Origin of the sequence: Corynebacterium intestinale, from assembly GCF_023574125.1 — a bacterium.
Taxonomy (GTDB): Bacteria; Actinomycetota; Actinomycetes; order Mycobacteriales; family Mycobacteriaceae; genus Corynebacterium; species Corynebacterium hesseae.
On record NZ_JAMKFF010000007.1, the window covers coordinates 109,916 to 134,337 of the forward strand.

General features: G+C 61.4%; 20 protein-coding genes and 1 pseudogene. 11 read left to right on the forward strand and 10 right to left on the reverse strand.

All coding sequences use genetic code 11. The features are described from left to right. Positions 1-2: 2 nt before the first annotated feature. The gene (locus tag M5J06_RS08895; protein WP_250224455.1) at positions 3-602 is read right to left on the reverse strand and encodes a YqgE/AlgH family protein; all 600 of its coding nucleotides are present in this window, start codon (positions 600-602) and stop codon (positions 3-5) included. Positions 603-604: 2 nt separating this feature from the next. Then, positions 605-2,038: a CCA tRNA nucleotidyltransferase gene (locus tag M5J06_RS08900; protein WP_070596428.1), complete on the reverse strand. Its 1,434-nt coding sequence runs from the start codon at positions 2,036-2,038 to the stop codon at positions 605-607. 46 nt (positions 2,039-2,084) lie between these two features. Between M5J06_RS08900 and M5J06_RS08905 the strand changes: the two are divergent. The 10 genes and pseudogenes from M5J06_RS08905 to M5J06_RS08950 all read left to right on the forward strand — a co-directional run. Beyond that, a pseudogene (locus M5J06_RS08905) lies at positions 2,085-2,669 on the forward strand (NUDIX hydrolase); the annotation flags it as partial. Next, positions 2,666-4,819, forward strand: a complete 2,154-nt coding sequence (locus M5J06_RS08910; RefSeq protein ID WP_250224456.1) for a hypothetical protein — start codon at positions 2,666-2,668, stop codon at positions 4,817-4,819. The pseudogene M5J06_RS08905 and the gene M5J06_RS08910, both read left to right, overlap by 4 nt. An 8-nt stretch (positions 4,820-4,827) precedes the next feature. Then, positions 4,828-8,070 (forward strand): murein biosynthesis integral membrane protein MurJ, encoded by a 3,243-nt coding sequence (gene murJ / locus M5J06_RS08915; protein ID WP_250224457.1) that lies wholly within the window; start codon positions 4,828-4,830, stop codon positions 8,068-8,070. Between the two features lie 220 nt (positions 8,071-8,290). Further along, the gene (locus M5J06_RS08920) at positions 8,291-8,824 is read left to right on the forward strand and encodes a YceI family protein (RefSeq protein ID WP_070521904.1); all 534 of its coding nucleotides are present in this window, start codon (positions 8,291-8,293) and stop codon (positions 8,822-8,824) included. Positions 8,825-9,090: 266 nt separating this feature from the next. Beyond that, positions 9,091-10,803 (forward strand): ATP-binding protein, encoded by a 1,713-nt coding sequence (locus tag M5J06_RS08925; RefSeq protein WP_250224458.1) that lies wholly within the window; start codon positions 9,091-9,093, stop codon positions 10,801-10,803. A gap of 43 nt (positions 10,804-10,846) precedes the next feature. After that, positions 10,847-13,357 (forward strand): aminopeptidase N, encoded by a 2,511-nt coding sequence (pepN, locus tag M5J06_RS08930; protein WP_250224459.1) that lies wholly within the window; start codon positions 10,847-10,849, stop codon positions 13,355-13,357. A 152-nt stretch (positions 13,358-13,509) separates the two neighbouring features. Further along, the gene (locus M5J06_RS08935) at positions 13,510-14,052 is read left to right on the forward strand and encodes an RNA polymerase sigma factor (RefSeq protein ID WP_070533756.1); all 543 of its coding nucleotides are present in this window, start codon (positions 13,510-13,512) and stop codon (positions 14,050-14,052) included. Between the two features lie 89 nt (positions 14,053-14,141). Next, positions 14,142-15,068 (forward strand): thioredoxin-disulfide reductase, encoded by a 927-nt coding sequence (gene trxB, locus M5J06_RS08940; protein ID WP_250224460.1) that lies wholly within the window; start codon positions 14,142-14,144, stop codon positions 15,066-15,068. Between the two features lie 7 nt (positions 15,069-15,075). Then, on the forward strand, positions 15,076-15,399 hold the full coding sequence (trxA, locus tag M5J06_RS08945; protein ID WP_070533604.1) for a thioredoxin: 324 nt from the start codon (positions 15,076-15,078) through the stop codon (positions 15,397-15,399). Between the two features lie 65 nt (positions 15,400-15,464). Beyond that, on the forward strand, positions 15,465-16,649 hold the full coding sequence (locus M5J06_RS08950) for an N-acetylmuramoyl-L-alanine amidase (RefSeq protein ID WP_250224461.1): 1,185 nt from the start codon (positions 15,465-15,467) through the stop codon (positions 16,647-16,649). Between the two features lie 5 nt (positions 16,650-16,654). On the opposite strand, the gene M5J06_RS08955 is transcribed toward M5J06_RS08950, so the two are convergent. Genes M5J06_RS08955 through rpmH form a run of 8 tightly spaced genes read right to left on the reverse strand, consistent with a single transcriptional unit; the run spans position 16,655 to position 21,588 of the window. Next, on the reverse strand, positions 16,655-17,230 hold the full coding sequence (locus M5J06_RS08955; protein WP_154736171.1) for a hypothetical protein: 576 nt from the start codon (positions 17,228-17,230) through the stop codon (positions 16,655-16,657). Positions 17,231-17,236: 6 nt separating this feature from the next. Next, positions 17,237-18,292 carry a ParB/RepB/Spo0J family partition protein gene (locus M5J06_RS08960; protein ID WP_070521924.1) on the reverse strand — a complete coding sequence of 352 codons (1,056 nt, stop codon included), beginning with the start codon at positions 18,290-18,292 and terminating at the stop codon, positions 17,237-17,239. A gap of 6 nt (positions 18,293-18,298) precedes the next feature. Continuing rightward, the gene (locus M5J06_RS08965; RefSeq protein ID WP_070521927.1) at positions 18,299-19,147 is read right to left on the reverse strand and encodes a ParA family protein; all 849 of its coding nucleotides are present in this window, start codon (positions 19,145-19,147) and stop codon (positions 18,299-18,301) included. 10 nt (positions 19,148-19,157) lie between these two features. Then, the gene (gene rsmG, locus M5J06_RS08970) at positions 19,158-19,787 is read right to left on the reverse strand and encodes a 16S rRNA (guanine(527)-N(7))-methyltransferase RsmG (protein ID WP_070524939.1); all 630 of its coding nucleotides are present in this window, start codon (positions 19,785-19,787) and stop codon (positions 19,158-19,160) included. Positions 19,788-19,810: 23 nt separating this feature from the next. Next, positions 19,811-20,797: a membrane protein insertase YidC gene (gene yidC, locus M5J06_RS08975; protein ID WP_250224462.1), complete on the reverse strand. Its 987-nt coding sequence runs from the start codon at positions 20,795-20,797 to the stop codon at positions 19,811-19,813. Positions 20,798-20,806: 9 nt separating this feature from the next. Then, a complete protein-coding gene (gene yidD / locus M5J06_RS08980; RefSeq protein ID WP_070444526.1) occupies positions 20,807-21,085 on the reverse strand; it encodes a membrane protein insertion efficiency factor YidD in 279 nt (92 codons plus the stop codon). After that, the gene (gene rnpA / locus M5J06_RS08985) at positions 21,073-21,441 is read right to left on the reverse strand and encodes a ribonuclease P protein component (protein WP_154736172.1); all 369 of its coding nucleotides are present in this window, start codon (positions 21,439-21,441) and stop codon (positions 21,073-21,075) included. Before rnpA ends, yidD begins: the two co-directional genes overlap by 13 nt. A 3-nt stretch (positions 21,442-21,444) precedes the next feature. Then, positions 21,445-21,588 carry a 50S ribosomal protein L34 gene (gene rpmH / locus M5J06_RS08990; protein WP_003847033.1) on the reverse strand — a complete coding sequence of 48 codons (144 nt, stop codon included), beginning with the start codon at positions 21,586-21,588 and terminating at the stop codon, positions 21,445-21,447. 799 nt (positions 21,589-22,387) lie between these two features. Between rpmH and dnaA the strand changes: the two genes are divergently transcribed. Further along, complete coding sequence (gene dnaA, locus M5J06_RS08995; protein WP_250224463.1) at positions 22,388-24,019, forward strand: chromosomal replication initiator protein DnaA; 1,632 nt, start codon at positions 22,388-22,390, stop codon at positions 24,017-24,019. Positions 24,020-24,422: the final 403 nt, after the last annotated feature.

Below are 24,422 nucleotides of genomic sequence, written 5' to 3' on the forward strand. Positions count from 1 at the left end.
CTCTAATTATCTTCATCGATATAACGCGGGAAAGTAGCAAACAACGGCAGGGGCATGGCTTGGCGGCGCATGACGTCTGACCACGTATCTGTCGATCCGGAGGAGACCACGTCCTGGGGCAGCGCAGGGGCCACGTACCACTCACCACGATCGATTTCCTCATCGAGTTCGCCCGGGCCCCACTCGAAATGACCGGCGAAAAAACGCATACCTTCAACCAGTTCGGTGACGGCATCGGGACCCACGCGCAGATCGACGAGTGCCACACGTGGGGCGAGGCGGCTCAGCGAAGACTGCTTCTCGATGTCGACGCCCTGCTTGGTCAGCGCCACGCCGATGGCCGCCTGCTGGTCGTGCGGACCACCGATGTAGAGGGCCTGCGGCTTAGCCACCACAGGCAGCCACTCCGGCATGACGTTGAAGACCGCGACCTCGGAACGCTTGGTCAGATCCACTCCATACGTGCGCCCGGCATGTTGCTCGGTGATGAGGATGACGGAGCGATTGTACTGGGGCGCGAGGACGTCGGGAGCCGCCACGAGGAGCTGGCCAGGGGCGGGATCATTGCGCTCAAGGGCGTTGAAAAGTCTGTCTGCGTACATCCCTATCTAGAATTCCACCACTCGCGCAGCTTCGCAATAGCAACTTCGCGCTCCAAGGGGCCTTCTTCGAGGCGCAGCTCCTTGAGGTAAGACCAGGCCTGGCCGACCTCCGGGCCGGGTTCAAGGCCGAGGATCTCCATGATCTCGTTGCCGTCGAGATCAGGGCGTACGCGAGCGAGGTCTTCCTTGGCCGCGATATCCGCGATGCGTTCCTCCAGCTGGTCATACGTGCGCTGGAGGCGGCGGGCCTTGCGCTCATTGCGGGTGGTGCAATCGGCGCGCACAAGTTTGTGCAGGCGCGGGAGAAGATCGCCGGCATCGGTGACATAGCGGCGCACGGCGGAATCGGTCCACTGACCATCGCCGAAACCGTGGAAACGCATGTGCAGGTAGACCAGCTGGCCGATATCTTCGGTCGTGGCCTTGGGGAACTTCAGCTTGCGCAGGCGCTTGCGGGTGAGCTTCGCACCAACAACCTCGTGGTGGTGGAAGCTGACCTTGCCGTCGGTAGTGTCGCGGGTATCCGGCTTGCCAATGTCATGAAGCAGGGCAGCCCACCGCAGGATCAGGTCGGGGCCGTCCTCTTCCTGCTCCATGGCCTGGCGCAACACGGTGAGCGAGTGCGCGTACACGTCCTTGTGCTGCGCGTGCTCGTCGGGGGCCATGCGCAATGCCGGGATCTCCGGAAACACATAGTCCGCAATACCTGAGTCAACGAGCAGGTCAATACCCTTCCAGGGCGCGGTGCCGCAGATGAGCTTGTTGAGCTCCACCTGCACGCGCTCCACGGTGATGCGCTGGATTTCAGCGGCCATGTCTGTCATGGCATCGCGCACGCGCTGGGCGACGTCAAACTCCAACTGCGCCGCGAATCGCGCAGCGCGGAGCATGCGAAGAGGATCATCGTGGAAGGAAATCTCCGGCGCATCCGGGGTATCAAGGATGCGATTCGCCAGGTCATCGAGCCCGCCCATCGGATCGTGGAATTCGCGGGTACCGTCCGGGCGCAGCTCGATGGCCATGGCGTTGACCTTGAAATCGCGGCGCACGAGATCGCCCTCGAGCGTGTCACCGTAGACCACCTCGGGGTTGCGGGAATCGCCGTCGTAGCTATCAGAGCGGAAGGTGGTGATCTCAATCTGCTGGCCCTTATAAGCCGCCGAGACAGTACCGAAGTCGATGCCGGTATCCCACACGGTTTCCGCCCACTCCTCCAGAATCGAATACACCACGTCGGGCCGGGCCGGGGTGGTGAAGTCGAGATCATTGCCCAGGCGGCCGAGCAGGGCATCGCGGACGGAGCCGCCGACGAGGTAGAGGGGGGCGTCGTGAAGCGCGAAGCGTTCCACCAGGCCACTGAGGAGGCCACTGAGCTGGGCGACGGTGGCGTCCGCGCGAGCAAGAACGCCGATTAGCTGAGTGTCCTGAAAATTCACGGATCGAAGTCTACTACGATTAGCAGGGATGACTAAGAACACGCCAGGGTCCAAGCGCCGCCGCCGGCGGGGCGCGGGCCACCGGAACCACCGCACGGGACGCCCCCAGCGCACGTCCACCAACCGCATGACCACGCGGGATGAGACGTCCGCAGGCGGACTCGTCGTGTCCGGATTGGCGGAGGCCGTCGACGAAGACAGCAACGTCGACCTGTCCCAAATCTATGTGGCACTCATCGGCAGGTTGGACCGCCGCGGGCGCCTGCTGTGGTCCATGCCGAAGGGCCATGTGGAAAACGGCGAGGCCAAGGAACTCACCGCCGAGCGCGAAGTATGGGAGGAAACCGGAATCCACGGCAAGGTCTTCGCGGACCTGGGCATGATTGATTATTGGTTCGTCTCCGATGGCGTGCGCATTCACAAGACCGTGCACCACCACCTGCTGCGTTTCGTGGACGGCATCATGAATGACGAGGACCCGGAGGTCACCGAGGTGTCCTGGATCCCGGTCTCCGAGCTCATCGAGCACCTGGCCTATGCCGACGAGCGCAAGCTGGCGCGCATCGCCCACGACCTCCTCCCTGATCTCGCGCGAAAGGAAGCTGCCGCAGGAAAGGCGACTCCGCGGTGAGTTGGCGCGCAGCGGTTGCCATCACGGCGCTGGCGGTGGGCTGCGCCGTCCCCGTGGCCCAGGCACAAACTCCCGACGCCGAGAGCAACGACTCCCACTATTGGCTCGGCTCCCGCGGCCCCGATGAGCTCGAACTCAGCTTGCTCAGCGCGACGGAGGCGCGAGTAGGTGAGACACTTAAAGTCCAGCTGCGCATCCACAACCCGACGGACAGCGCCGTTGATGATTTGCAGATAACCTCCCGGCGCAGCAATGCTGTGAACTCCACGACGGAGGCCCGCCAAGAGCTCGCTGCGGGATCCTTTCCTTATTATGGGACTTCGCTCGGCGCAGGAGCACTGGAGCCGGGGGAGAGCCGCGACGTAACCGTGGAGGTCCCCACCGCGTTGGGAGATGACTCCACGCTGGCCATCACCGATCCCGGCGCCTACCCGCTGCTGTTCACTCTCACTGGCACCCGCGACGGCCAGGCCGCGAGCTTTGCGGAAGAGCGGACGATCCTGGATTTCAGGGGCGAAAATCAGGATCCGACGCCCGACGCAGAAGACGACAGCAAACACGAGTTCTCACTGATCTATCCCGTGACCGCCCAGGTCGACGTCGTGCCGGGAGATACCGGCGGCGAGGAGCTCATCTTAGAAAGCGAGCAGCTCGCTGAACAGCTCTCACCGGGCGGGCGCCTCGATCAGCTGCTCGACGCCTACCTGCAGCATGATCTTCACGGTTCAGGCTGCGTGGCCCTGGACCCCGCGCTTGTCGACGCCGCCGACCGCATGTCCGCCGGCTACACCGTCAACGAGACCCGCCCCTCTACTGCCAAACACCCCACGCGCCTGCGCGATTCCTGGTTTAGCAGCGCCGATTCCGATCGCGGCAAGCCGGGCGCGGGTGCCCAAGACGCCGCCGCGTGGCTGGAGAAACTGAAGAAGGTGGACTGCCGCATGCTCATGCCGTGGGCTAACGCAGACACCGATGCCGTGGCCCAGGTAGGAAACGAGTGGCTCACCCACGAGGCCGTCGAGCAGGGCGCTGACACCATCGAGCGCGTCCTCGGCGCCCCGCTCAGCACGCCACTGACCGCGCCTGCCTCAGGGACAAGCGAGCACGCGATGCCCGTCCCGCTGCTGGTGGCGGATAATTCCGAGTGGGCCGGCAAGGCCGCCACCTTTGATGCCTCCCTCGGAGCACTGTTGGCCCAGACCGGTTCTAAGCCGCAGACCACTGGGTACTCTAACCCGGAGCTGCGCTACGACTTTTCGATGGATTCAGAGCAGGCGAGGGCGCTGACGGCGGGGGCGTCGATAAGCGTGGCGTCCGCGCAAGAGGAGACCGTGGCCAAGCTGCCGAACTTCCAGGACCCTGCCGCCGCGCGCGCGGTGATGGAAGCAGCGCAGCGCCTGCTCAATTCCGGGCGCCTCGACCCCCGTCCCGTTTCCGCGCTGCCCATCGAGCCCGGCAACGGCAACCCCGGAAGTCCCTACCCAGATCCCGCAGCTTTCCACGACGCCGAGATCACACAGGTGACGCAGCAGGCGCGCTATACCGATGAGCTGATGTCCATCATGGTCAACGATCCCGGTATCGCCATGACGCGCTATAACTTCACGGCCCCCCTGCGCCGCGATCTCCTCACGGCGCTCAGCGCTACCGACCGCTCTAGCCTCCACGGTTTTCCATTCTCGGTGGAGCAGAGCCGCTCCCGGCTGGAGAAAAACGCGGATATGCTCCGCGAGCTTCGCGCCTCGGTGGCGCTCATCCCGCCGGGGAACGTCTTTACCCGCGTTTCGGAGTCATCACCGCTGCTCATCGTGGCGGAGAACGGCCTGCCGCTGCCTGTCGACGCCCACCTAGCCTACGACGCCCCCGACGGCGCCACGTTGAACACGCAGGACTTGATTCACATCCCAGCCAAGGGATCTATTACCGTGTCCATGACCGCTGACCTGCCCAGCAACGTTGACCAGATGTCGCTGCGCCTGTGGCTTGCAACACCATCTGAGCACCTCATTTCGGATCCAATCGATATCACGGTGCAGACGCGTGCCGGTATCGTTAGCGTCTATGGAGTCGGCGCGATCGCCGCGCTCGCCCTCGTCCTTGCCGCATTGTTCCGGCTGGGTAAGTGGAAGAAAAAGAAGTCTCACGGATAGTTTTCTCAATGACACATGAACCTAAGTCTGGTGCCCGCCGACGCATTGTCACGCCCTCGCCACCGGCACCGGTCCCGGAAAAGCGCGCGCCGAGTGGCGTCGTTGCTGTCAACGACGAACTCGAGGACCGCTCGGGACTGAAGGGCAAGGCCGCCACTGCCTCGAGTGAGCCCTCCGGCGAAAAGAACTCCGACGGCGCCGTCGTCCGCGCGACCGGCTCCATGGCCATTGCAACGATGATTTCCCGCATCACGGGGTTCATCCGCAACGTGCTCATCGGCTCGTCGCTCGGCCCGGCTATTTCCTCTGCCTTCACCACGGCGAACCAGCTGCCCAACCTCATCACGGAGATCGTGCTGGGCGCGGTGCTGACTTCGCTCGTCGTGCCCGTGTTGGTGCGCGCGGAAAAGGAAGACGCTGACCGTGGCGAGGACTTTGTCCGGCGCCTCTTCACGCTGGCCTTCTCCCTGCTGGCCACGATCACGGTGCTTTCCTGTATTTTTGCCCCGCAGTTAACGCGCATGATGTTGCCGGAGGACGGCGAGGTCAATGCCGTGCAGGCCACCTCCTTTGCCTACTTGCTGCTGCCGCAAATCTTCTTCTACGGGCTTTTCGCGCTCTTCCAAGCGGTGCTCAACACCAAGAATATCTTCGGGCCAGGCGCGTGGGCACCGGTGGTCAATAACATCATCTCGATTACGGTGCTCGTGGCCTACCAGCTGCTGCCGGGCAGTCTGCATCCCGATGCGCCTTCGCCGATCACGGACCGGCACGTGCTGCTCCTAGCCCTAGGCACCACGGCCGGTGTGGTGGTGCAATGCCTCATCCTTTTCCCTTATCTCAAGAAGGCGGGCATTAACCTCAAGCCGCTGTGGGGCCTGGATGACCGCCTCAAGCAATTCGGCGGCATGGCCATGGCCATCGTGGCCTACGTGGCGGTTTCCCAGCTGGGTTACGTCATCACTTCCCGCGTGGCGGCCCATGCGGACAAAGAAGCGCCGTTTATCTACCAGCAGGCATGGCTTCTCCTGCAGGTACCCTATGGCGTCATTGGCGTCACGCTGCTCACCGCAATTATGCCGCGCCTGTCCCGCAACGCCGCGGACGGTGACGTCAAGGCCGTGGTCCGGGATCTCACGCTGGGCACGAAGCTGACGTTTATCGCCCTGATTCCGATCGTCATCTTCATGACGGGATTCGGCATCCCGATCGCCCGCGGCCTTTTCCAGTACGGCGCCTTCAACGCCAAGGCGGCCGAGGTACTCGGCCTCACGCTGAGCTTCTCTGCCTTTACCCTCATCCCATACGCCCTCGTGCTGCTGCACCTGCGCGTCTTCTACGCCCGCGAAGAAGCGTGGACGCCGACGTTTATCATCGCCGGCATCACGCTCACCAAGTCGGTGCTCTCCCTGCTTGCCCCACACGTGGCGGATTCCCCCGACCGCGTGGTCGTCCTTCTGGGCACTGCCAATGGCTTCGGCTTCGTGGCCGGCGCGGTGATCGGCGGCTTCCTGCTCAAGCGAAAGCTGGGCAGCCTGGGCGGCCGCGCGGTTATCGCGACGACTATCTGGTCAGTGTTGGCCTCCCTCGTGGGCCTCGTGGTGGCCTTCGCCATCAATTACGTCATCAACCTCGTGCTCCCGGAGCAGGTGCCACCGTTCGTGTACCTGCTGAAGCTTGCCGTGGCGGGCCTCATCTTCGTGGCTGTTACCGGCATCGTGCTCTCGCGCTCGGGCTTGCCGGAAGTCATCAACCTTGGCCGCCAGCTGCAGCGCATCCCCGGCATGTCCCGCATCATCAAGATCGAGCATGCCGAGGCCATCGAGGTCGAGGCCCCAGAGCAGCTGGAGATCCAGCCGATCTTCAGCGTGGATGCCTTCAACTCCTCGCCGGTACCGCCGCCGATGTCCGCCGGTATTGTCCGCGGGCCGCGCTTGGTGCCGGGCGCACCGGTATCCGATGGCCGCTTCCGCCTCCTCAAGGACTACGGCTCTGCCGCGGGTACCCGCTTCTGGAAGGCCCGCGAGCAGGCCACCGGCCGCCTTGTATCGCTGACATTCGTGGACACCACGGGCGAGGCTCCGATGGCTCCCGCCACCCCGGCGGTAGCCGCCCGCCGCTCCGCGGAGGTCTCCCGCGCCACGCGCCGCCTGGCGGAGATGGAGCTGGATGCCATGGCGGAGAACATCGACATCCTGTCCTACCGCCAGGGCTGCCTCGTCGTGGCGGACTGGGTGGAGGGCACCTCCCTGAAGACGGTGTCGGAGGATGAGGACCTCGATCCGCGCGCCGTCGCCCACGCCTTGGTCCCGCTGGTGCGCACCACGGCTGCCGCCCACGCGGCGGGCCTCGTGCTGGGAATTGAGAACCGCAACCGCATCCGCATTTCCACCGAGGGCATTGCCACCCTGGCCTTCCCCGCGGTGCTGCACAGCAACGATGAGGAGACTGACCGCTCGGCGCTGGCCTCCGCCATCTCGCTCCTCGTGGAGTCCACCAGTCCGACACCGGAGGTGCTACAGGAGATTGCTGCCGACGCCGAGGAGGGCCAAGACTCCGATCTCGAGGACATCGCCAACCGCTTGGCAGCCTTCGCCGGCGATGGCGACGACGGCGAGGAGACCCTCCAGATTCCAGTGGAGGAGACCCCGCGCAAGGAGGACCCGAGCCCCGCACCGGGCTTCGGCGGCCGCGGTTACTCTGGCTCCGGCATCATCATCCTAGGCGCGCTGGCCACCCTCTTCGTCGTGGCGATGGCCGCGCTCAGCGTGTGGATCCTATCCCATGTGGGTAATGAAAAGACTTCCCCCGTGGTGACGAAGAGCGAATCGACGACTGAAACCTCATTCCCCAACGTGCCGCCGGTGCTCCTGAAGGACGTCAAGACCACCTCCGTTCCGGAGGGCAAGGAAGTTTCTGGTTCATGGTCCACGAAGAAGGCAGACACTGGACTCCTGCTCAGCATTGACAAGCCCACGCAACTCCGCGCGCTACCGCTTCAGCAGAGCAAGTCCACCGGCGCCAAGTACGAAGTCTATGGCGTTAATACCAAGGATTTTGACCCCACGGATCCTGACTCCGGCAAGCTCACCGAGCTCGCACACGGCACGCTAACCAACGCGCGCCAAGACATCGAGCTCAAGGAGAAGCCCGTGGCCTTCGACGGCGCCCTCATCGTCTTCACCGACATGCCCAAATCCGGCTCCGTGACACTGAAGGAGGCCACCCTGGTGGGCATCCCGACCAACTAACCCAACACTTCACGCATTTCCCCAGACCTCGATCCCGAAACTCCCTGCGTGCTGTCTCAGACGCGCCACGCGCTTGACGACGCCCACCTGCAGGTTTCGGGTTGCAGGTCTGGGGCTTTAGTGTTCTTGCGATTTCTTCCCTTGACAGCTGAGTGAAGGAGCGTATAATTATTGTTGTCCCGTCAACAACCTAGAGAAGCCTAGAAGAAACGAGGAACCCATGACTATCACCGCAGGAACGTACGCACTGGACCCGGCACACACCACTATCGGCTTTGTAGCTCGCCACGCCATGATCACCAAGGTGCGCGGCAACTTCAACGAGTTCGAAGGCACCCTGACCGTAGGGGAGAACATTACTGACTCCGCCGCCACCGCCACGGTGAAGACGGCGTCCATCGATACCAAGAACGCTGATCGCGATGCACACGTAAAGAATGAGGACTTCTTCGACGTAGAGAAGTTCCCGGAGATGACCTTCACCGCGACCAAGTTCGACGTTAACGACGAGGGCGAGGGCACCGTCACCGGTGACCTCACCATCAAGGGCACCACCAAGTCCGTCGATTTCAAGGTAGAAGAGACCGGCGTGGCCGAGGATCCCTTCGGCAACACCCGCCTTGGCTTCGAGGCTAAGACCTCCATTAACCGCACCGACTTCGGCATCGACTTCAACGCTCCGCTGAAGACCGGCGGCGTGCTCGTCTCCGAGGAGATCAAGATCGAGCTCGAGGTCTCTGCCATCAAGCAGTAAGCCCTCAAGCGCGATACCTCGCCTTGAGAAGTAGTTTTTAGTTGTTGCCCGTAGTGCCCATTTCGGTACTGCGGGCAACAACTTTTTGACAACTAAGGCGCCACAACCGAGTAATAAACAACTCTAAAACAACTCCTCAACAACTCGCGCAACACTGTGGCCTGCACTTTTAAGAATAAATCTGCGTCAGAAGCTGTCATATTAGTCAATAGTTGTTTATTAGTTGTTGCGGAGTTGTTTGAAACAACTCCGCTATACTACAGGCCATGAGAGAGGACGAACTCGACTTCATCATCCAGGCACTGCGCTCGATTGAAACCGGCGCAACCGCCGATAGCCTGGAATCCGAGATTCTCGATTTCAAAGAGGACCCTGCAGTCCACCCGAGAAATCGCAATCCAGACGCAACCCTTGTTGAATTCCTCATCGATGAAGCCGTGTGCTTTTCCAATGCCGATAACGGGAACGCTTTCATCGTGCTTGGAGTCGCAGACAAGAAATCAGGACCAGCGGCATTTACAGGCACCCAGAGGGAACTGGACTGGCTCATAAGAAAAATCTTCGAAGGAACACAGCCCAACATCCACGTCGAAGCAGAGGAGCTGGAGTGGTGCGGAGCCCGGCTCATCGTCTTGCGCGTTCCCCGTGGCATCACGCTGTATCAGCGCCCGAAGGGACAGGCAAGCAAACGGGTTGGTACTCGCTGCGTACCCCTCACCGAGCACCAACGCCGCGCACTCTTTTTTGAACGCGCCAACCCGGATTACACCGCTCACCCCTCCCGGCGAGGACTTGAGGAACTCGATATGACAGCCGTCGATCAGGCGCGGCACCTGCTAGCTCAAGCTAGAGCGATGTCCGGTTCCCAGGAGCCTGTTCCCGCGACGACCCGCGAACTTTTGGGAGAATTAGGGCTGCTGGATGGCTCACAAAACCCCACATACGCGGCCGAAATCCTCTTCATGCCTCCGGTATCCCAGCAGGTTACAATTCGACACTTCCTCCGTCTTGTACCTGGCGGTGAGCCGAGAACAACGGAAATCTCTGCGCCCCTCATCACCGCATACTTGCGGTTGAAAGAGCTAATTCGAGTCAATGCCCAGCAAGAAGTGGAGCGCATCGCACTTGCCACAGGTCAAGAAGTATCGATCAAGGCTTTCCCAGACACCGCTGTCGACGAACTCGTCTCCAACGCCTTAGCCCATCGCGACTGGGACGCATCGGCTGCAGTAGTCATCGACCAATCTCCCATAGCCTTCTCTGTATGGTCACCCGGTGGTCTTCCCACAGGTGTACAACGCAATCGAGTTCTCACAACACAATCAATTCCCCGAAATCCCCGCCTTATGACGGCGTTAAGGATGCTGGGGTTAGCAGAGGAATCCTCCCGTGGATTCGACCGCATGTGGGCATCGATGCTGTCGAGTGGTCGCCATATTCCGGAACTTCGCGCCGAGGAATCCTTCGTCGAAGTTATTTTGTCCTCTGGCCGCGTTGACACCGCGTTTGTTAAGGCCTTGACCGAACTCAAAGGTGCTTTCGGCGCTGAGCCTTTCGACAGCGTCAATGGTCTCATCATTGCCCGTCACCTTATGGACAACCAGATCCTGCTGTGCCACACTGCTGCCCAACTCATGCAAGTCAGCGAAGATCAGGCTGCGGATACCCTTCGGTGGTATGAGAGCCTCGGTTTCGTAGAACAACTACGGGAAGCGCGAGAGTGGATACTTACCACCAAGGCCCGATCACTGATGGGGCTTCACATAGAAGGACACATCGCAGCGACCTCCGTTCAGGACTGGATCCTGGCTCAACTCAAAGAAGGAGCTGCACTGACTACGCGTGAAGTCGCCGAAGAACTGGGAGTAGACCGGGCAACTGTCACGGGAATACTGCGCCACCTGCGGACTATAGGCCAAGCGCGCATCGATCCTGATGGCCCACAGCGCGGGCCCAACACGCGGTGGGTTCTATCTTGACCGCCCTGTGATACGCACCGCAGCGACGTTTAAGATGTAGCGCATGACTACCGCAAACCTCACTCATGCAGAAGCCACCGCCCGCAGCACCGCGCTGCGTTTGAGCACCTACGAGCTGCACCTCGACGTCACGAGCGCGCCAACCGACGCCGACTCTTACGAGGTCACCTCGCGCATTAGCTTCACCACCACTAAGCCCGAGACCTTCGTGGATTACTTGGGCAAGGCCGTGCACGCAGTGCGCGTCAACGGCGAGGAGGTGGAGAACACCTTCGACGGTGGACGGGTCTACCTGAGCAACCTTCCAGTGGGGGAGGAACTCACCGTGGAGATCACCGGCTCCTCCTATTACTCCCGCACCGGCCAGGGCCTGCACCGCATGCACGACCAGGCCGATGACACCACCTACCTCTACTCGCACCTCGAGCCATCCGATGCCCGCCGCATCTTCCCCTGCTTTGACCAGCCGGATCTCAAGGCCAGCTACGAGGTGCACCTCACCGGCCCGGAAGGCTGGCAGCTGCTCAGCAACCAGCCGGAGGTTGGCCGCGAGAAGACGGATAGCGGGGAAGTAGCGCACTTCGCGCCGACCCCGCTGCTGTCGACGTATTTGACGGCGTTTGCGGCTGGGCCGTACGTCGAGAAGCACAGCACCTGGACCGCACCCGATGGCTCCTTGGAAGTGGAGCTGCGCGCCTTTGCCCGCGCCTCCATGGCTGACTACCTGGATGATGAAATCCTGCAGGTCACAGCACAAGGCATGGACTTCTTCCACAGCAACTATGGCTACCCGTACCCGTGGGGCAAGTACGATTCCATCTTCGTTCCGGAGTACAACCTGGGTGCCATGGAGAACCCCGGCCTCGTGACCTTTACGGAGCATTACCTCTTCCGTTCCGCTGCCACCCGCGCGCAGCATGCCGGGCGCACGAACACCATCCTCCACGAGATGTCGCACATGTGGTTCGGTGACCTGGTCACCCCGCAGTGGTGGGATGACCTGTGGCTCAAGGAGTCCTTCGCGGAGTTCATGGGCGCGGATTCCTCGGTGCATGCCACCGAGTACACCGAGGCATGGGTCAACTTCGCCGGGCAACGAAAGAACTGGGCCTACCTGCAGGATCAGCTGCCCACCACGCATCCCATCAAGGCCGAGATCCCGGACGTGGATGCCGCGCGCCAGAACTTCGACGGCATTACTTATGCCAAGGGTGCGGCGGTGCTCAAGCAGCTGGTGCACTACGTGGGCCGGGAGAACTTCTACGCCGGCGCGCGCGACTACTTCCAGGAGCACGCCTTTGCTGCCGCCACCTTCGAGGACCTGCTCAAGGCCCTGAAGAAGCACACCGACCGCGACCTGGACGCCTGGTCCACAGCTTGGCTTCGCACGTGGGGCCCGGACACGCTCACCCCGGAGCTGCACACGGACGGCGATAAGATCCACGAGCTCGCCATCGCTGTCGAGGCCGAGGACACCACGCGACCGCACCGCCTCAACGTGGCACTCTTCGATGCCTCCCTGAAGAAATACGCCACTCTCGACATCGATCTGGAGGCCGAGCGCACCATCCTCGATGAGGCATCGGGACTTCAGGCACCTGCGTTGCTGCTGCTTAACGACGGCGACCACACCTACGCCAAGGTCCGCTTCGACGAGACCTCCCTGGAGACCATCCGCACGCGCCTGTCTGACGTTCCGGATGAGCTTTCCCGCGCGGTCATCTGGACCTCCCTGTGGAACCTCACCCGCGATGGCGAGTGGCCCGTGCGCTCCTACCTGGACACGGTGCTCAACCACGCCCCGGCGGAGTCCAACCCCACGCTTCTGACCACGGCCTTTGCCAATGCCCGCTATGCCATCGACCACTTCGTGAGCGAGGAAGCGCGCGAGGAGATCCGCGCCGACTACGCCGAGCGCCTCTGGGAGGTACTGCAGCAGGCACCGGCAGGCTCCGATGCGCAGCTCACCGTCGCCCGCGCCGCCATCCAGGCGCTGGCCGCCACCCCGGAGAAGTCCGGCACACAGTGCCTGCGCGCGCTTTTCGACGGCTCCCTCGACGGCCTCGCCCTCGACCCGGACATCCGCTGGGCCATCCTCCGCGCCTTGGCCGCCCGCGATGCCGTCAGCGCCGAGGAGCTGGAGGCGGAGAAGGAGCACGATAACACGCTCACCGGTGCCGCCGCCTACCTGGGCGCCTCCCACGCTTTCCCATCTGCCGAGCTCAAGCGCGAAGTCTTCGATCTCGTGCGCACGCCGGGTAAGTACTCCAACGCGGAGGTGGATTCCCTGCTCGCGGCGTTTAATGCCCCGCGCTCGGCCCACCTCACCGAGGCCTTTGCCCAGGAGTATTTCGACTCTCTGGCGAAGCTCTGGGAGGAGCACCCCATCGAGATTGCTAACCGCCTCGTGCGCGGGCTTTACCCGGATCTCGCGATGGCCGACGCCGCCACCAGCGAATTCCTGAGCAGCGAACGTCCCCGCGCACTTCGCCGCGTGCTGCTGGAATGCCAGGATGCGCTGCGTCGCGCGCACCGCGTGCGTGCCGCGCAGTGAGCGCGGCACGTTAGACACGTCGCGTAGCGGACTGCAGAATCTTCCCGTAAACTCGCAGACACATTAACGGGGGACAATCACACACCATCGGCTTCGGCCAAGGGACTGTGTTGACCCATGTGTCATTGCTCAAGTTTCCGGGGGGATTCTTCTTGTCAGCTCAGCCGACCGATCGTGAACTCGTCGACGCCTTCATTGGCGGAGATACTAAGGCCTTTTCGGCAATCGTCGAGAAGCACCGTGCGCGCCTGACGGCCATGGCACGGCGCTACACGCGCAACGATGATGATGCGCAGGACATTGTGCAGGAGGCACTGCTCAAGGCCAGCTGCAACATGGCCTCCTACCGGCACGATGCCACGCTGAGCACATGGCTGCACAGGCTGGTGATGAACTCCGGCTATGACTTCCTCAACCATCGCTCCAATCGAGAGAACGCCTCCCTGGATGCGGAGATCATTGAGGATGACCGCAACTACGCACTCGCGCACAATCCCAGCGAGAACTTGGCGGAACGCATCACGGTGGCCCAAGCGATGGAGACGTTGCGCGAGGACCAGCGAGAAGCGCTGTACCTGACCGACGTAGCAGGCTATCCCATCGATGCGGTGGCCAAAGTGCAGGGCGTTGCGCCAGGCACGGTGAAATCGCGCCGAGCCCGGGCTCGGCAAGTGTTGCGTGCGGCGATAGACTGAGGCCGAGTAGAATCACACTATCTTTCGCGCGATGTGCGCGAACATGAATCAGATTCTGTCCAAGAATTGTCGTCTCAAGGGAGTTTTTTGTGACCATCCACGATGTCGCCATCGTCGGCTCCGGCCCCGCCGGCTACACCGCAGCACTCTACGCAGCACGTGCCGAGCTCAATCCCATCGTCTTCGAGGGCTTTGAATACGGCGGCGAACTCATGAACACCACCGAGGTGGAGAACTACCCGGGCTTCCAGAAGGGCATCATGGGCCCGGAGCTCATGGAAGAAATGCGCGCCCAGGCCATCCGCTTCGGTGCGGACCTGCGCATGGAGGTTGTCGATTCTGTCGAACTCGAGGGCGAGGTAAAGAAGCTGCACGTCGGTGACGAGGTCTTCGAGGCCCGCACCGTCGTCCTCGCCACCGGTGCAGCGCCGCGCTACCTGGGCATTCCGGGTGAATCCGAGCTCGCTGGACGCGGCGTGTCCGCCTGCGCCACCTGCGATGGCTTCTTCTTCAAGGGCCACAACATTGCCGTCGTCGGCGGCGGCGATTCCGCCATGGAGGAGGCCACCTTCCTCACCAAGTTCGCCGAAACCGTAACGATCATCCACCGCTCCGAGAACTTCCGTGCCTCCAAGATCATGCTGGAGCGCGCCAAGGAGAACCCACAGATCAAGTGGCTGACCAATACCACCGTTGAGCGCGTCCTGGATAAGGACGGCAAGGTTGGCGGCCTGGAGGTCAAGAACGCCCTAACCGGCGAAACCAGCGAACTCGATGTCACCGCCATGTTTGTGGCGATTGGCCATGATCCGCGCTCCAGCTTCCTCGAAGGCCAGGTGGACACTAATGAGGCTGGCTACGTCGTAGTGGAGCAGCCTTCGACCAAGACCTCGCTGCCCGGTGTCTTTGCCTGCGGCGACTTGGTGGATGACCACTACCAGCAGGCCATCACCGCGGCTGGCTCCGGCTGCCGCGCGGCCATTGATGCGGAACATTTCCTCGCCGATAACCGTTAGTAGTCACATGAGCAACATTAAGAACGTCACTACTGATTCCTTCCGCGCGGACGTCGTGGAGGCAGGCAAGCCCGTCGTCGTGGATTTCTGGGCTGAATGGTGTGGGCCGTGCAAGAAGTTGTCCCCGATTCTCGAAGAGGTGGCCGAAGAACTCGGTGACGACGTCTCCGTAGTCAAGGTCAACGTGGACGAGGAGCGCACCCTGGGTGCCATGTTCCAGATCATGTCCATCCCATCCGTGCTGATTTTCAAGAACGGTGAGAAGGTCGATGAGTTCGTCGGCCTGCGTTCCAAGGCCGACATCGTGGCGCAGATAAAGAAACAGCTCTAACTGGTATTCTTTAACTCGTTGATGGCGCACTGCGGTGCGCCTCCTTGATCACGAAAGGGGTAGGTGTGAACCGCGTTTTACGTGTAGGTGACCAGAGCGTTCGGGTCGCCGAAGCACGCGCAACCCTTGCCCGCCTCGGCCTGATGACTGACTACCAGGGGACGTTGTCCGACTGGAAGAAGCAAAAGTACTCCGAAGCCGATAAGCACTTTGATAACAATTTAGCCGAGGTCCTCAAGGCCTTTCAGCAATCCCGCGGCATCGTGCCTAGCGGCGATATTGATGACCTCACTCTGCGCGAGCTGCGCCAGGCTTCCTACACGCTGGGCGCCCGCGTTCTGGCCTATGAACCGGGCAACGTGCAGGTGGGCGATGACGTAGCACAGCTCCAAGAACAATTGCAGGAGCTTGGCTTCTACCAAGAACGCATCGATGGCCATTTCGGTGCCCGCACCTACGCGGCGCTGGCGGAATACCAACTCAACTCTGGCCTGCGCAGTGACGGGATCTGTGGCCCTGCCACCATTAACGCCCTCAACCTGCTGGGTCGGCGTATCACTGGCGGCTCGGCGCACAATATCCAGGAACGCGAACGCGTGCGCAATGCCGGGCCGAAGCTGGCCGGCAAGCGCGTTGTGATCGACCCCAGCCTGGGTGGCCTCAACAAGGGCCGCACGGTCAGGGGACGCTTCGGCAACATCACGGAAGAGGAGATCCTCTGGGACTTGGCCGAGCGTGTTGCCGGGCGCATGATCGCCGCCGGCATGGAGACCATCATCTCCCGCCCGCGCAACGATGACCCATCGATCCGTGACCGCGCAGACATGGCCAATGCATTCGACGCCGACCTGGTTATTTCACTGGCCTGCGATGAATACCCCACGGAGAAGGCCAACGGCGTAGCCACCTTCTACTTTGGGTCGGAATCCGGCAACTCTTCCCTCATCGGTGAGACGCTCTCCGGCTTCATCCAGCGTGAGATCGTTGCCCGTACCGAGCTGGGTAACTGCCGCAACCACGGCCGCACGTGGGCGTTGTTGCGCCTGACGCAGATGCCGGTGGTTCAGGTCGTGCTGGGTTACCTGACCAGCCCCAAGGACGTGGCTATTCTTACCAACCCGGACCGCCGCGATGACATCGCCGAGGCCATCGTCGTCTCCGTCAAGCGCCTCTACCTCTTGGACGATGACACCGCCGTGACCGGCACCTACCGCTTCGACGAGCTGCTGCGCGCCGAGCGCTCTTCCTAAGGGGCTTAGGCCAAAGCGCGGGCGAGGAGGTCCTCCACCGCGGCTGCGGTCAGCAGGTCGAAAGCCGGTGGAAGCTCGAGGCGCAGGCGCGGGGTAATAGGATGATCGCGCACCACCATGAAACCGGCGGACTCCAGCGTCTCCACAGGTAACAGGCCAATGCGAGCGGGTTTCTCGCGAAGGAGCTCTTCGGCCTGGTGGGCATCACGAAAGCCAAAGGCCTCAACGGCGCTTGCCTCGCGGGAGGTGAGGTGCATGATGGTGGCGTCGAGAAGCACTGCTTCCAAGCCCTTCGCCGCGCGGTGCGGCTTTACAAATAGCGAAGTCACCAGGACCGCATCCTCCGAGACGGGGGAAGTGGGCAGCTTGGCCACACCGGGGGCAAGCTCAGGCGGACAGAAGAGGAGCGTGGCCTCATCGCCCACGGTAAAACCGCAGTCGCCGCAGCGCAGCAGGGTGGCGCTGATCCACGCTTCCTTTTCAAATGCAGGGTCAGCGACCGTGGTTTTCATCTCCCAAAAAATAGATCGGGCCGCCAAGGGGTTGATAGCAACACCTTCCTTGACAGCCTGAACGAGCATGGCGAGCTAGCTTCCTTCTTTGCCCTCAATAAGCGCTAGGATGCGCTCGAAGTCCTCTTGGTCTCCGAATTCGACGACCATCTTGCCCTTGCGCTTGCCCATGGTGACGGTGACCTTGGTGTCGAAGCGATCAGCCAAGCGCTCGGCGGAGTCCGTAAAGAACTGCGGCTGCGGGGCAGCGGGCTTCTTGGTTGGCTCGGCTGGCTTGCCATCGCGCTTGTACAGTGTGACGGCTTCCTCCGTGGCTCGCACAGACAGTCCCTCGGCCACGACGCGGTTGGCAATGAGCTCCATGGCCTCTGCATCCGGCAGGCCCAGCAACGCGCGGGCGTGACCGCCTGATAGCGTGCCCGCGGCAACGCGCTTCTGCACGTCCACCGGCAGCTTGAGCAAGCGGATCATGTTGGTCACCTGCGGGCGCGAGCGACCGATGCGATCAGCCAACTCGTTTTGGGTAACCCCAAATTCTTCAAGAAGCTGCTGATAAGCGTGTGCTTCTTCCAACGGGTTGAGCTGCACGCGGTGGATATTCTCCAGCAGAGCGTCCCGCAGCAGATCATCATCCTTGGTATCGCGGACGATAGCCGGGATGGTGGCCAGGCCCGCCTTGGAGGAGGCGCGCCAGCGGCGCTCACCCATGATGAGCTCGAAGCCGCCCTCCTCGGAAGGCCGGACCACGACCGGCTGCAACAGACCGAATTCCTTGATGGAGTGGACCAGCTCGGCCAAGTCATCCTCATCGAAGACAGTACGCGGCTGCTTCGGGTTGGGCATGATGTCACCGACGGAAATCTCGCGGTAAGTCGCACCAATCACCGAAGGCTTGGCCTGACGCTTCTTCGAACCCGAGGATTGCTGGATAGTGGGCGCACCCTGCACCCTTTTCGTGCCGGCATCCTTAGGAGCGCCGGTGGACGCACCGAGAATGATATCTGCGGCGGAATCTCCCAAGCGTGGCTTGCGGGAGGGCGCACCCGGGCCGGACGGGATGAGCGCGGCCAAGCCCTTGCCCAAACCGCCCTGGCGCTGCTCCGGCTTGTGGTCTGCCTTCTTATCTGCCACGGTGTCCTATCCTTCCAATTCCGCGAAAATCTCTGGGCTCACGCCAATGGCACCCGTGGTGGGGTGCGGCGTGTAGTCCCCGCGCTTATCCAACTCGCGTGCGGCGGCGGCGTAGGCGCGGGCGCCTGTCGACGACGGGTCATAAGCGATAACCGTCTTACCATAACCCGGCGCCTCCGAAACGCGAACGGAGCGCGGGATGACGTTGCCTAAGACGACGGCGCCGAACTGCTCGCGCACTTCATTGGCCACCTGCTCTGCCAGCTTGGTGCGGGCGTCGAACATGGTGAGCAGCACGCCGGAGATGTGCAGATCCTCGTTGAGGTGCTCACGGATCATGGAGATATTTCCCAGCAGCTGGCCCACGCCCTCCAGGGCGTAGTACTCACACTGGATGGGAATAATGACCTCTTCTGCGCACGTCATCGCATTGATGGTGAGCAAGCCTAGAGACGGTGGGCAGTCAATAAAAACGTACTCAAAGCCATGCTCTTCGAGGAAGCCGTTGTGCAGGGCGTCATACAGGCGAAACTCGCGGCGAACCAGGGAGACCATTTCAATCTCCGCGCCGGCGAGGTCGATGGTGGCGGGGATGCAGTAGAGGTTTTCATCGTCGGGGGAGTGCTGCATCGCATCCTCCGCGCTGCAGTCACCCAACAAAACCTCATAGCTGGATTTGGTGCCGGAGGTGTGCTCCGCGCCCACCGCGGTGGAGGCATTGCCCTGCGGGTCCAAGTCGATCACCAGGACCTTCTTGCCGGCCTCAGCGAGCGCGGCGGCAAGGTTGACGGCGGAGGTGGTTTTACCCACGCCACCCTTCTGGTTCGCGATGGTGATAAGACGAGGATGAGTCATGCCGTCTACTTTAGTTCACGCGCGGGACACGGATAATGGTGGTGCCGTGGATGGTCATGACCTCGGCTTTTCCGCCACCGGCGCGCTTGATGTCGGCAGCGTCGCGCTCCAGCTCCTCGTGCACCGAGGAACCCTTGAGAGCGATCATCTCTCCGCCCTTGCGAACCAGCGGCAGGGACCACTTGGCCAGCTTGCCCAACGGGGCCACCGCGCGGGAGGTCACGATGTCGGCACCCTTAACGGCCTTTTTCACCGGGCCTTCCTCGGCGCGGCCGCGGATGACGGTGACGTTATCGAGGCCCAGCAGGTCGACGACCTCGTTGAGGTAAGTGGAGCGCTTCAGTAGCGGCTCGATGAGAGTGATCTTCAGGTCAGGGCGCGCGATGGCGAGCGGGATGCCGGGCAAGCCTGCGCCACTGCCGACGTCGATAAGCGTGGCGCCCTGCGGCATTACCTCCGCGACCACGGCGCAGTTGATGAGGTGGCGCTCCCACAGGCGCGGGACCTCGCGGGGGCCTATAAAACCACGGGTGGACCCGTCCGTAGCCAGCGAATCGTGGTATTTCTGCGCGAGCGGCAGACGCGATCCGAAGACGTCAGACGGGTCCAGTGGCACAGTGTCGGACACAGATTCAGTCACTGTGAAAACTCCTGGGTTACGTTCTAGTTGTTCTTGCGGCGCTGCTTCTTAGAGCGGTGATCCTTCTTGCGTGCGCCCGGCTTCGGGGCAGAAGTGCGCTTGAGCTCAGCCTTGGCGGCTGCCTCTTCTTCTTCCTCCCGGTCCATCTTGGCGTAGACAATGCGGGTTTGGAAGAAGGTCCACACGGTGTTGGCCAGCATGTAGAAGAGCAGGCCGATGGGCCAGATGAAGCCGGAGAACACCAGCATTGCCGGCATAAACCACAGCATCATCTTGTTCATCATGGCCATCTGCTGCTGCATCATCTCCGCATTTTGGCCCTGCGGGGTAGCGGTCTTGCCGGCGGCACGGCGAGCCTCCTGGCGGTTCAACGTCATGCGGGCGTTGAAGTGGGTCAGCGTCGCAATGATGGCGATGAGCGGCACGATGATGAAGGCCGCCTGTGCGGTGGTGATTTCCTTAACAATCTCCAGACCGGAGTTGAGGCGCAGGTTGGCCACGAGCGGGACACCGAAGATCTTGGCGTCTACGAACTGCTTCACCAGCTCAGGTTTGAAGATGTAGTTCGCAATGGAGGCGTTCATCTCCTCTGACATGGCTTCACCCGCCGGGTGCCCAATGCCACCGGCGACGGCTACGGTGCGGTCAAAGGAGCGCAGCACGTGGAACAGACCAATGAACATGGGGATCTGCGCGAACATCGGCAGGCAGCCCGCCACCGGACGAACGCCGGCTTCCTTGTAGATGCGCTGCATCTCTTGGGCAGCCTTGGTCTGGTCATTGGCGTACTTGGTGCGCAGTTCCTGAATTTGCGGCTGGATCTCCTGCATCTTGCGTGAAGAGCGCAGCTGCGTGATCGTCGGCTTGACCATGATGGCCTTGAGCGTCCACGTCAGAAGAACGATGGCGATGATCCAAGTTCCGCCCCATGCGGAATCAAGGACGAAGCTCAAGAGCCAATGCCAGAACCACAGGACGGCTGAAATTGGCCAATAAATGAAATTAAGCACGAGAGTTGTTTACCTCAGTTGTTGTTTGGTCGGTACCGGATCAAACCCGCCCGGGTGCCAGGGACCGCACTTGCATAACCTGGCGAGGGCCATGCCCGTCCCCTTGAAGGCTCCATGGATGGAAATGGCTTCGAGGGCATAGGCACTGCACGTCGGTTCAAAACGACAGGTGGAGACCATCTTAAGGCCTGACAAGTGCTTTTGGTAGAAGCGCACCCCGTGAACTAGAACTCTCCCGAACCCGCGGGCTTCAGGAATTTCCTCTCCTTGAGAGTTCAGATATCCCATGTGCTTAGCGCTTTGCAGATATCACGCTCAAGGCGCTCACTGGTGGCACTACCGCTAGCGGGCAAGGCGCGGATAACAATGTCAACATTGGCGGGCACTACTGTCCCGTTGACGCCTTCGCGCATGAGGGACATGCACACATGACGAAGCCGCCGGGAGGTGCGGTGGCGTACCACGGCATTCCCGACGGCCTTCGACACGATGAGGCCGAACCGCGGCCCAGTGGCCGCGATGTCGTCTTCACCGTCGTTAAAGCGCAAGTGCACGACGACAGTGCGCGTGCCCGCCCGGCGCCCGCCCTTGATGGTCCTCCGAAATTGCCTCGGGGACGTGAGCTTGTGCTGGGCTGGAAGCATGAATTAAGCGGTGAGCTTAGCGCGACCCTTCTTGCGACGAGCGGCGACGATGGCGCGGCCGGCGCGGGTGCTCATGCGGGTACGGAAGCCGTGCTTACGAGCGCGACGACGGTTGTTCGGCTGGAAGGTACGCTTACCCTTTGCCACGATTAACTCCTTGAAGTTGTTGGTGGATGACACAGCCACACGCCGGTGAGGGCGGTGGGCATAAACATCCACTGATGAATGGTGTACGTGGGGATGTGGCTTCGCACGTGAAGCGCCGTGAGGCGTGGCGAGGCATTCCCACATGCAACATGTGCACCATGCACTGTTGCGATAGACCATCACAGGTTACGTGACAGATAGTGCGCGAAACAAATCGACACACTGGGTGTCCCCGAAATTACAAAGATGTTTTTATCCGCAGCTAGAACGCCACTTTTTGCCCACATGCTGCGCGGCAAGCGCCCCCTCTCGCCGTTCTTGCGCCGCGCTTGGCGCCACCGTGCCGAGCGCGCATAAAAGTGCGTTAGACAGCGCCCCCATAACGCGGTACAACTGAGGAATCGAATTCCACAGTCACCCACAGGGTGTGGATAACTCTCAATGAAGACTTGAGACTTTTGCTGTTTATGCAGGTTAACTGCATTGAGGAGCCGATGTACAGTTATCCACAGCTATGAGATAGGCTGTGGATAAACCACCTATCCACACTTGTGGATAACTTTGTGGATTCCGAGGTTACGCACCAAAACATCGTGTGGAATCTTCGGTGGAAATTACAACTTCATGTGATTTCTCATCCTGTATCTCTCCTCATCCATCCGTCCATCCCCGATCCCCAACCCACAGTCACGCAGTAAATACTCAGCTCCCTAGGCCTCTTCTTCAGGGAACCGAGTAGGTGTGGCCGGCCCCGGCCGATGACACCGCGTGAACTGTAACTACACAGAAGGTAGGCGTTTTGTCTGATCCGCAAGCAGCCCTCCGGGCCAGCTGGAAAGCTGTGGTCAGTGATTTACTGGCTCAGTCCGAACAACCAAGTTCGGACGTACCTAATTTCTCCCATAGCCAGCGCCTCAATCTTCAACTTGTAGAGCCCATCATGATCGGTGATGGCTATGCGCTGATCGCCGCTCCGCACGAGAACGCCAAGAATGTCATCGAGGCCGAGTTGGGGGAGTACATCACCCGCACCTTGTCGCAGCATATGGGGCGCCCTTGTTCTTTGGCCGTGACCATTGCGGCGCCGCCGCAGCCGGCTCACGAAGAAGCGCCAGAAGCGCCCGCACCCCAGCGCCCCATCCAAACAGAGGCCCCCGAGCACGGCATGGGGCACCAGGCACAGGCTTTCCAGCAGCCCATGCCGCCCACGCCACCTACTCAGCCAGAGACGCCAAGCCACCATCAACCGCGCTCCTGGGACACTGCGCATTCTCCGGCCAGCTTGGATGAGTTGGCGCAGCACTACAGCGATCAGCAAAGCAGCGTTCCGAGCGGCTACCCCGAGGCAACCGGGCCGCGCATCCCGCGCGAGGAACCGGCGCACAACCCAAACCGCGAAAAGTCCCTCAACCCGAAGCACACTTTTGAAAACTTCGTCATCGGGTCCTCCAACCGTTTTGCCAACGGCGCCGCCGTGGCCGTGGCCGAAAACCCCGCCCGCGCCTATAACCCTCTCTTCATTTGGGGCGGCTCCGGCTTGGGCAAAACCCACCTTCTGCACGCGGCCGGTAATTACGCCCAGGTCCTGCATCCGGGCCTGCGCGTGAAGTACGTTTCCTCGGAGGAATTTACCAACGACTACATCAATTCCCTGCGTGATGACCGCCAGGAATCCTTCAAGCGCCGCTACCGCAACCTGGACATCCTCATGGTCGATGACATCCAGTTTCTAGAGGGCAAGGAGTCCACGCAGGAGGAGTTCTTCCACACCTTCAATGCGCTGCACCAGGCCAATAAACAGATCATTTTGTCCTCCGATCGCCCTCCGAAACAGCTGACCACGCTGGAGGATCGCCTGCGCACACGCTTCGAGGGAGGACTGATTACGGATATTCAGCCGCCAGACCTGGAAACGCGCATCGCCATCCTCATGAAGAAGGCCTCCGCGGACGGCACCGACGTCGATCGCTCGGTCCTCGAGCTCATCGCCTCTCGCTTCGAATCCTCGATCCGCGAGCTGGAGGGCGCGCTCATCCGTGTTTCTGCGTATTCTTCCCTGGTCAATGAACCGATCAGTTTGGAGATGGCGGAGATTGCCCTGCATGATCTAGCCCCGGACTCTGCGGATCGCCAGATCACCGCGGCGGCCATCATCGAGGTCACAGCGGATTACTTCGACATCGACGTGGATACCCTGCGCGGTTCTGGTAAGAAGCGCGCCGTCGCCCACGCCCGCCAGCTGGCCATGTATCTGTGCCGCGAGCTCACAGAGCTTTCCCTGCCGAAGATTGGTGATCAATTCGGCGGCAAGGACCACACCACCGTCATCTATGCGGACCGCAAGATCCGTAAGGAGATGACTGAGAACCGCAACACGTACGACGAGATCCAGGCCCTAACCCAACGCGTGAAGAACCACAACCAGCGCTAGCACCACGCAGCGCTTGGCGACGCCCCTGCCCACCTCCCGCAATTTCCTCCCCGCGGGCGTGGGTAGGGGCGTCTTTGCTATCCACCCAAAAGTTATCCACACCGTTATTCACAGCTGTGTAATTTCATTGTTGTAATTTGTAGATCCTTATCACGTTTTCTTCTTCCACAGCAGATCAGAAGGGTCATCGCCCTTGTGATTAACTCTGTGATCAGCGCAGACAGATCTGGGGATGAATTGTGGATAACTTTGACCCCGACCCAGTTACTCACATTTCTTGTCATTTGATCACAGTGATCCCACACCCTGACTCACAGATCGTTTCACCGTGAAGAGCTTGGCTTTTAGCGGGTTGTCCACAGATCCCACAGCGCTTATTACTACTCCTATTTTGTTTTCTCCC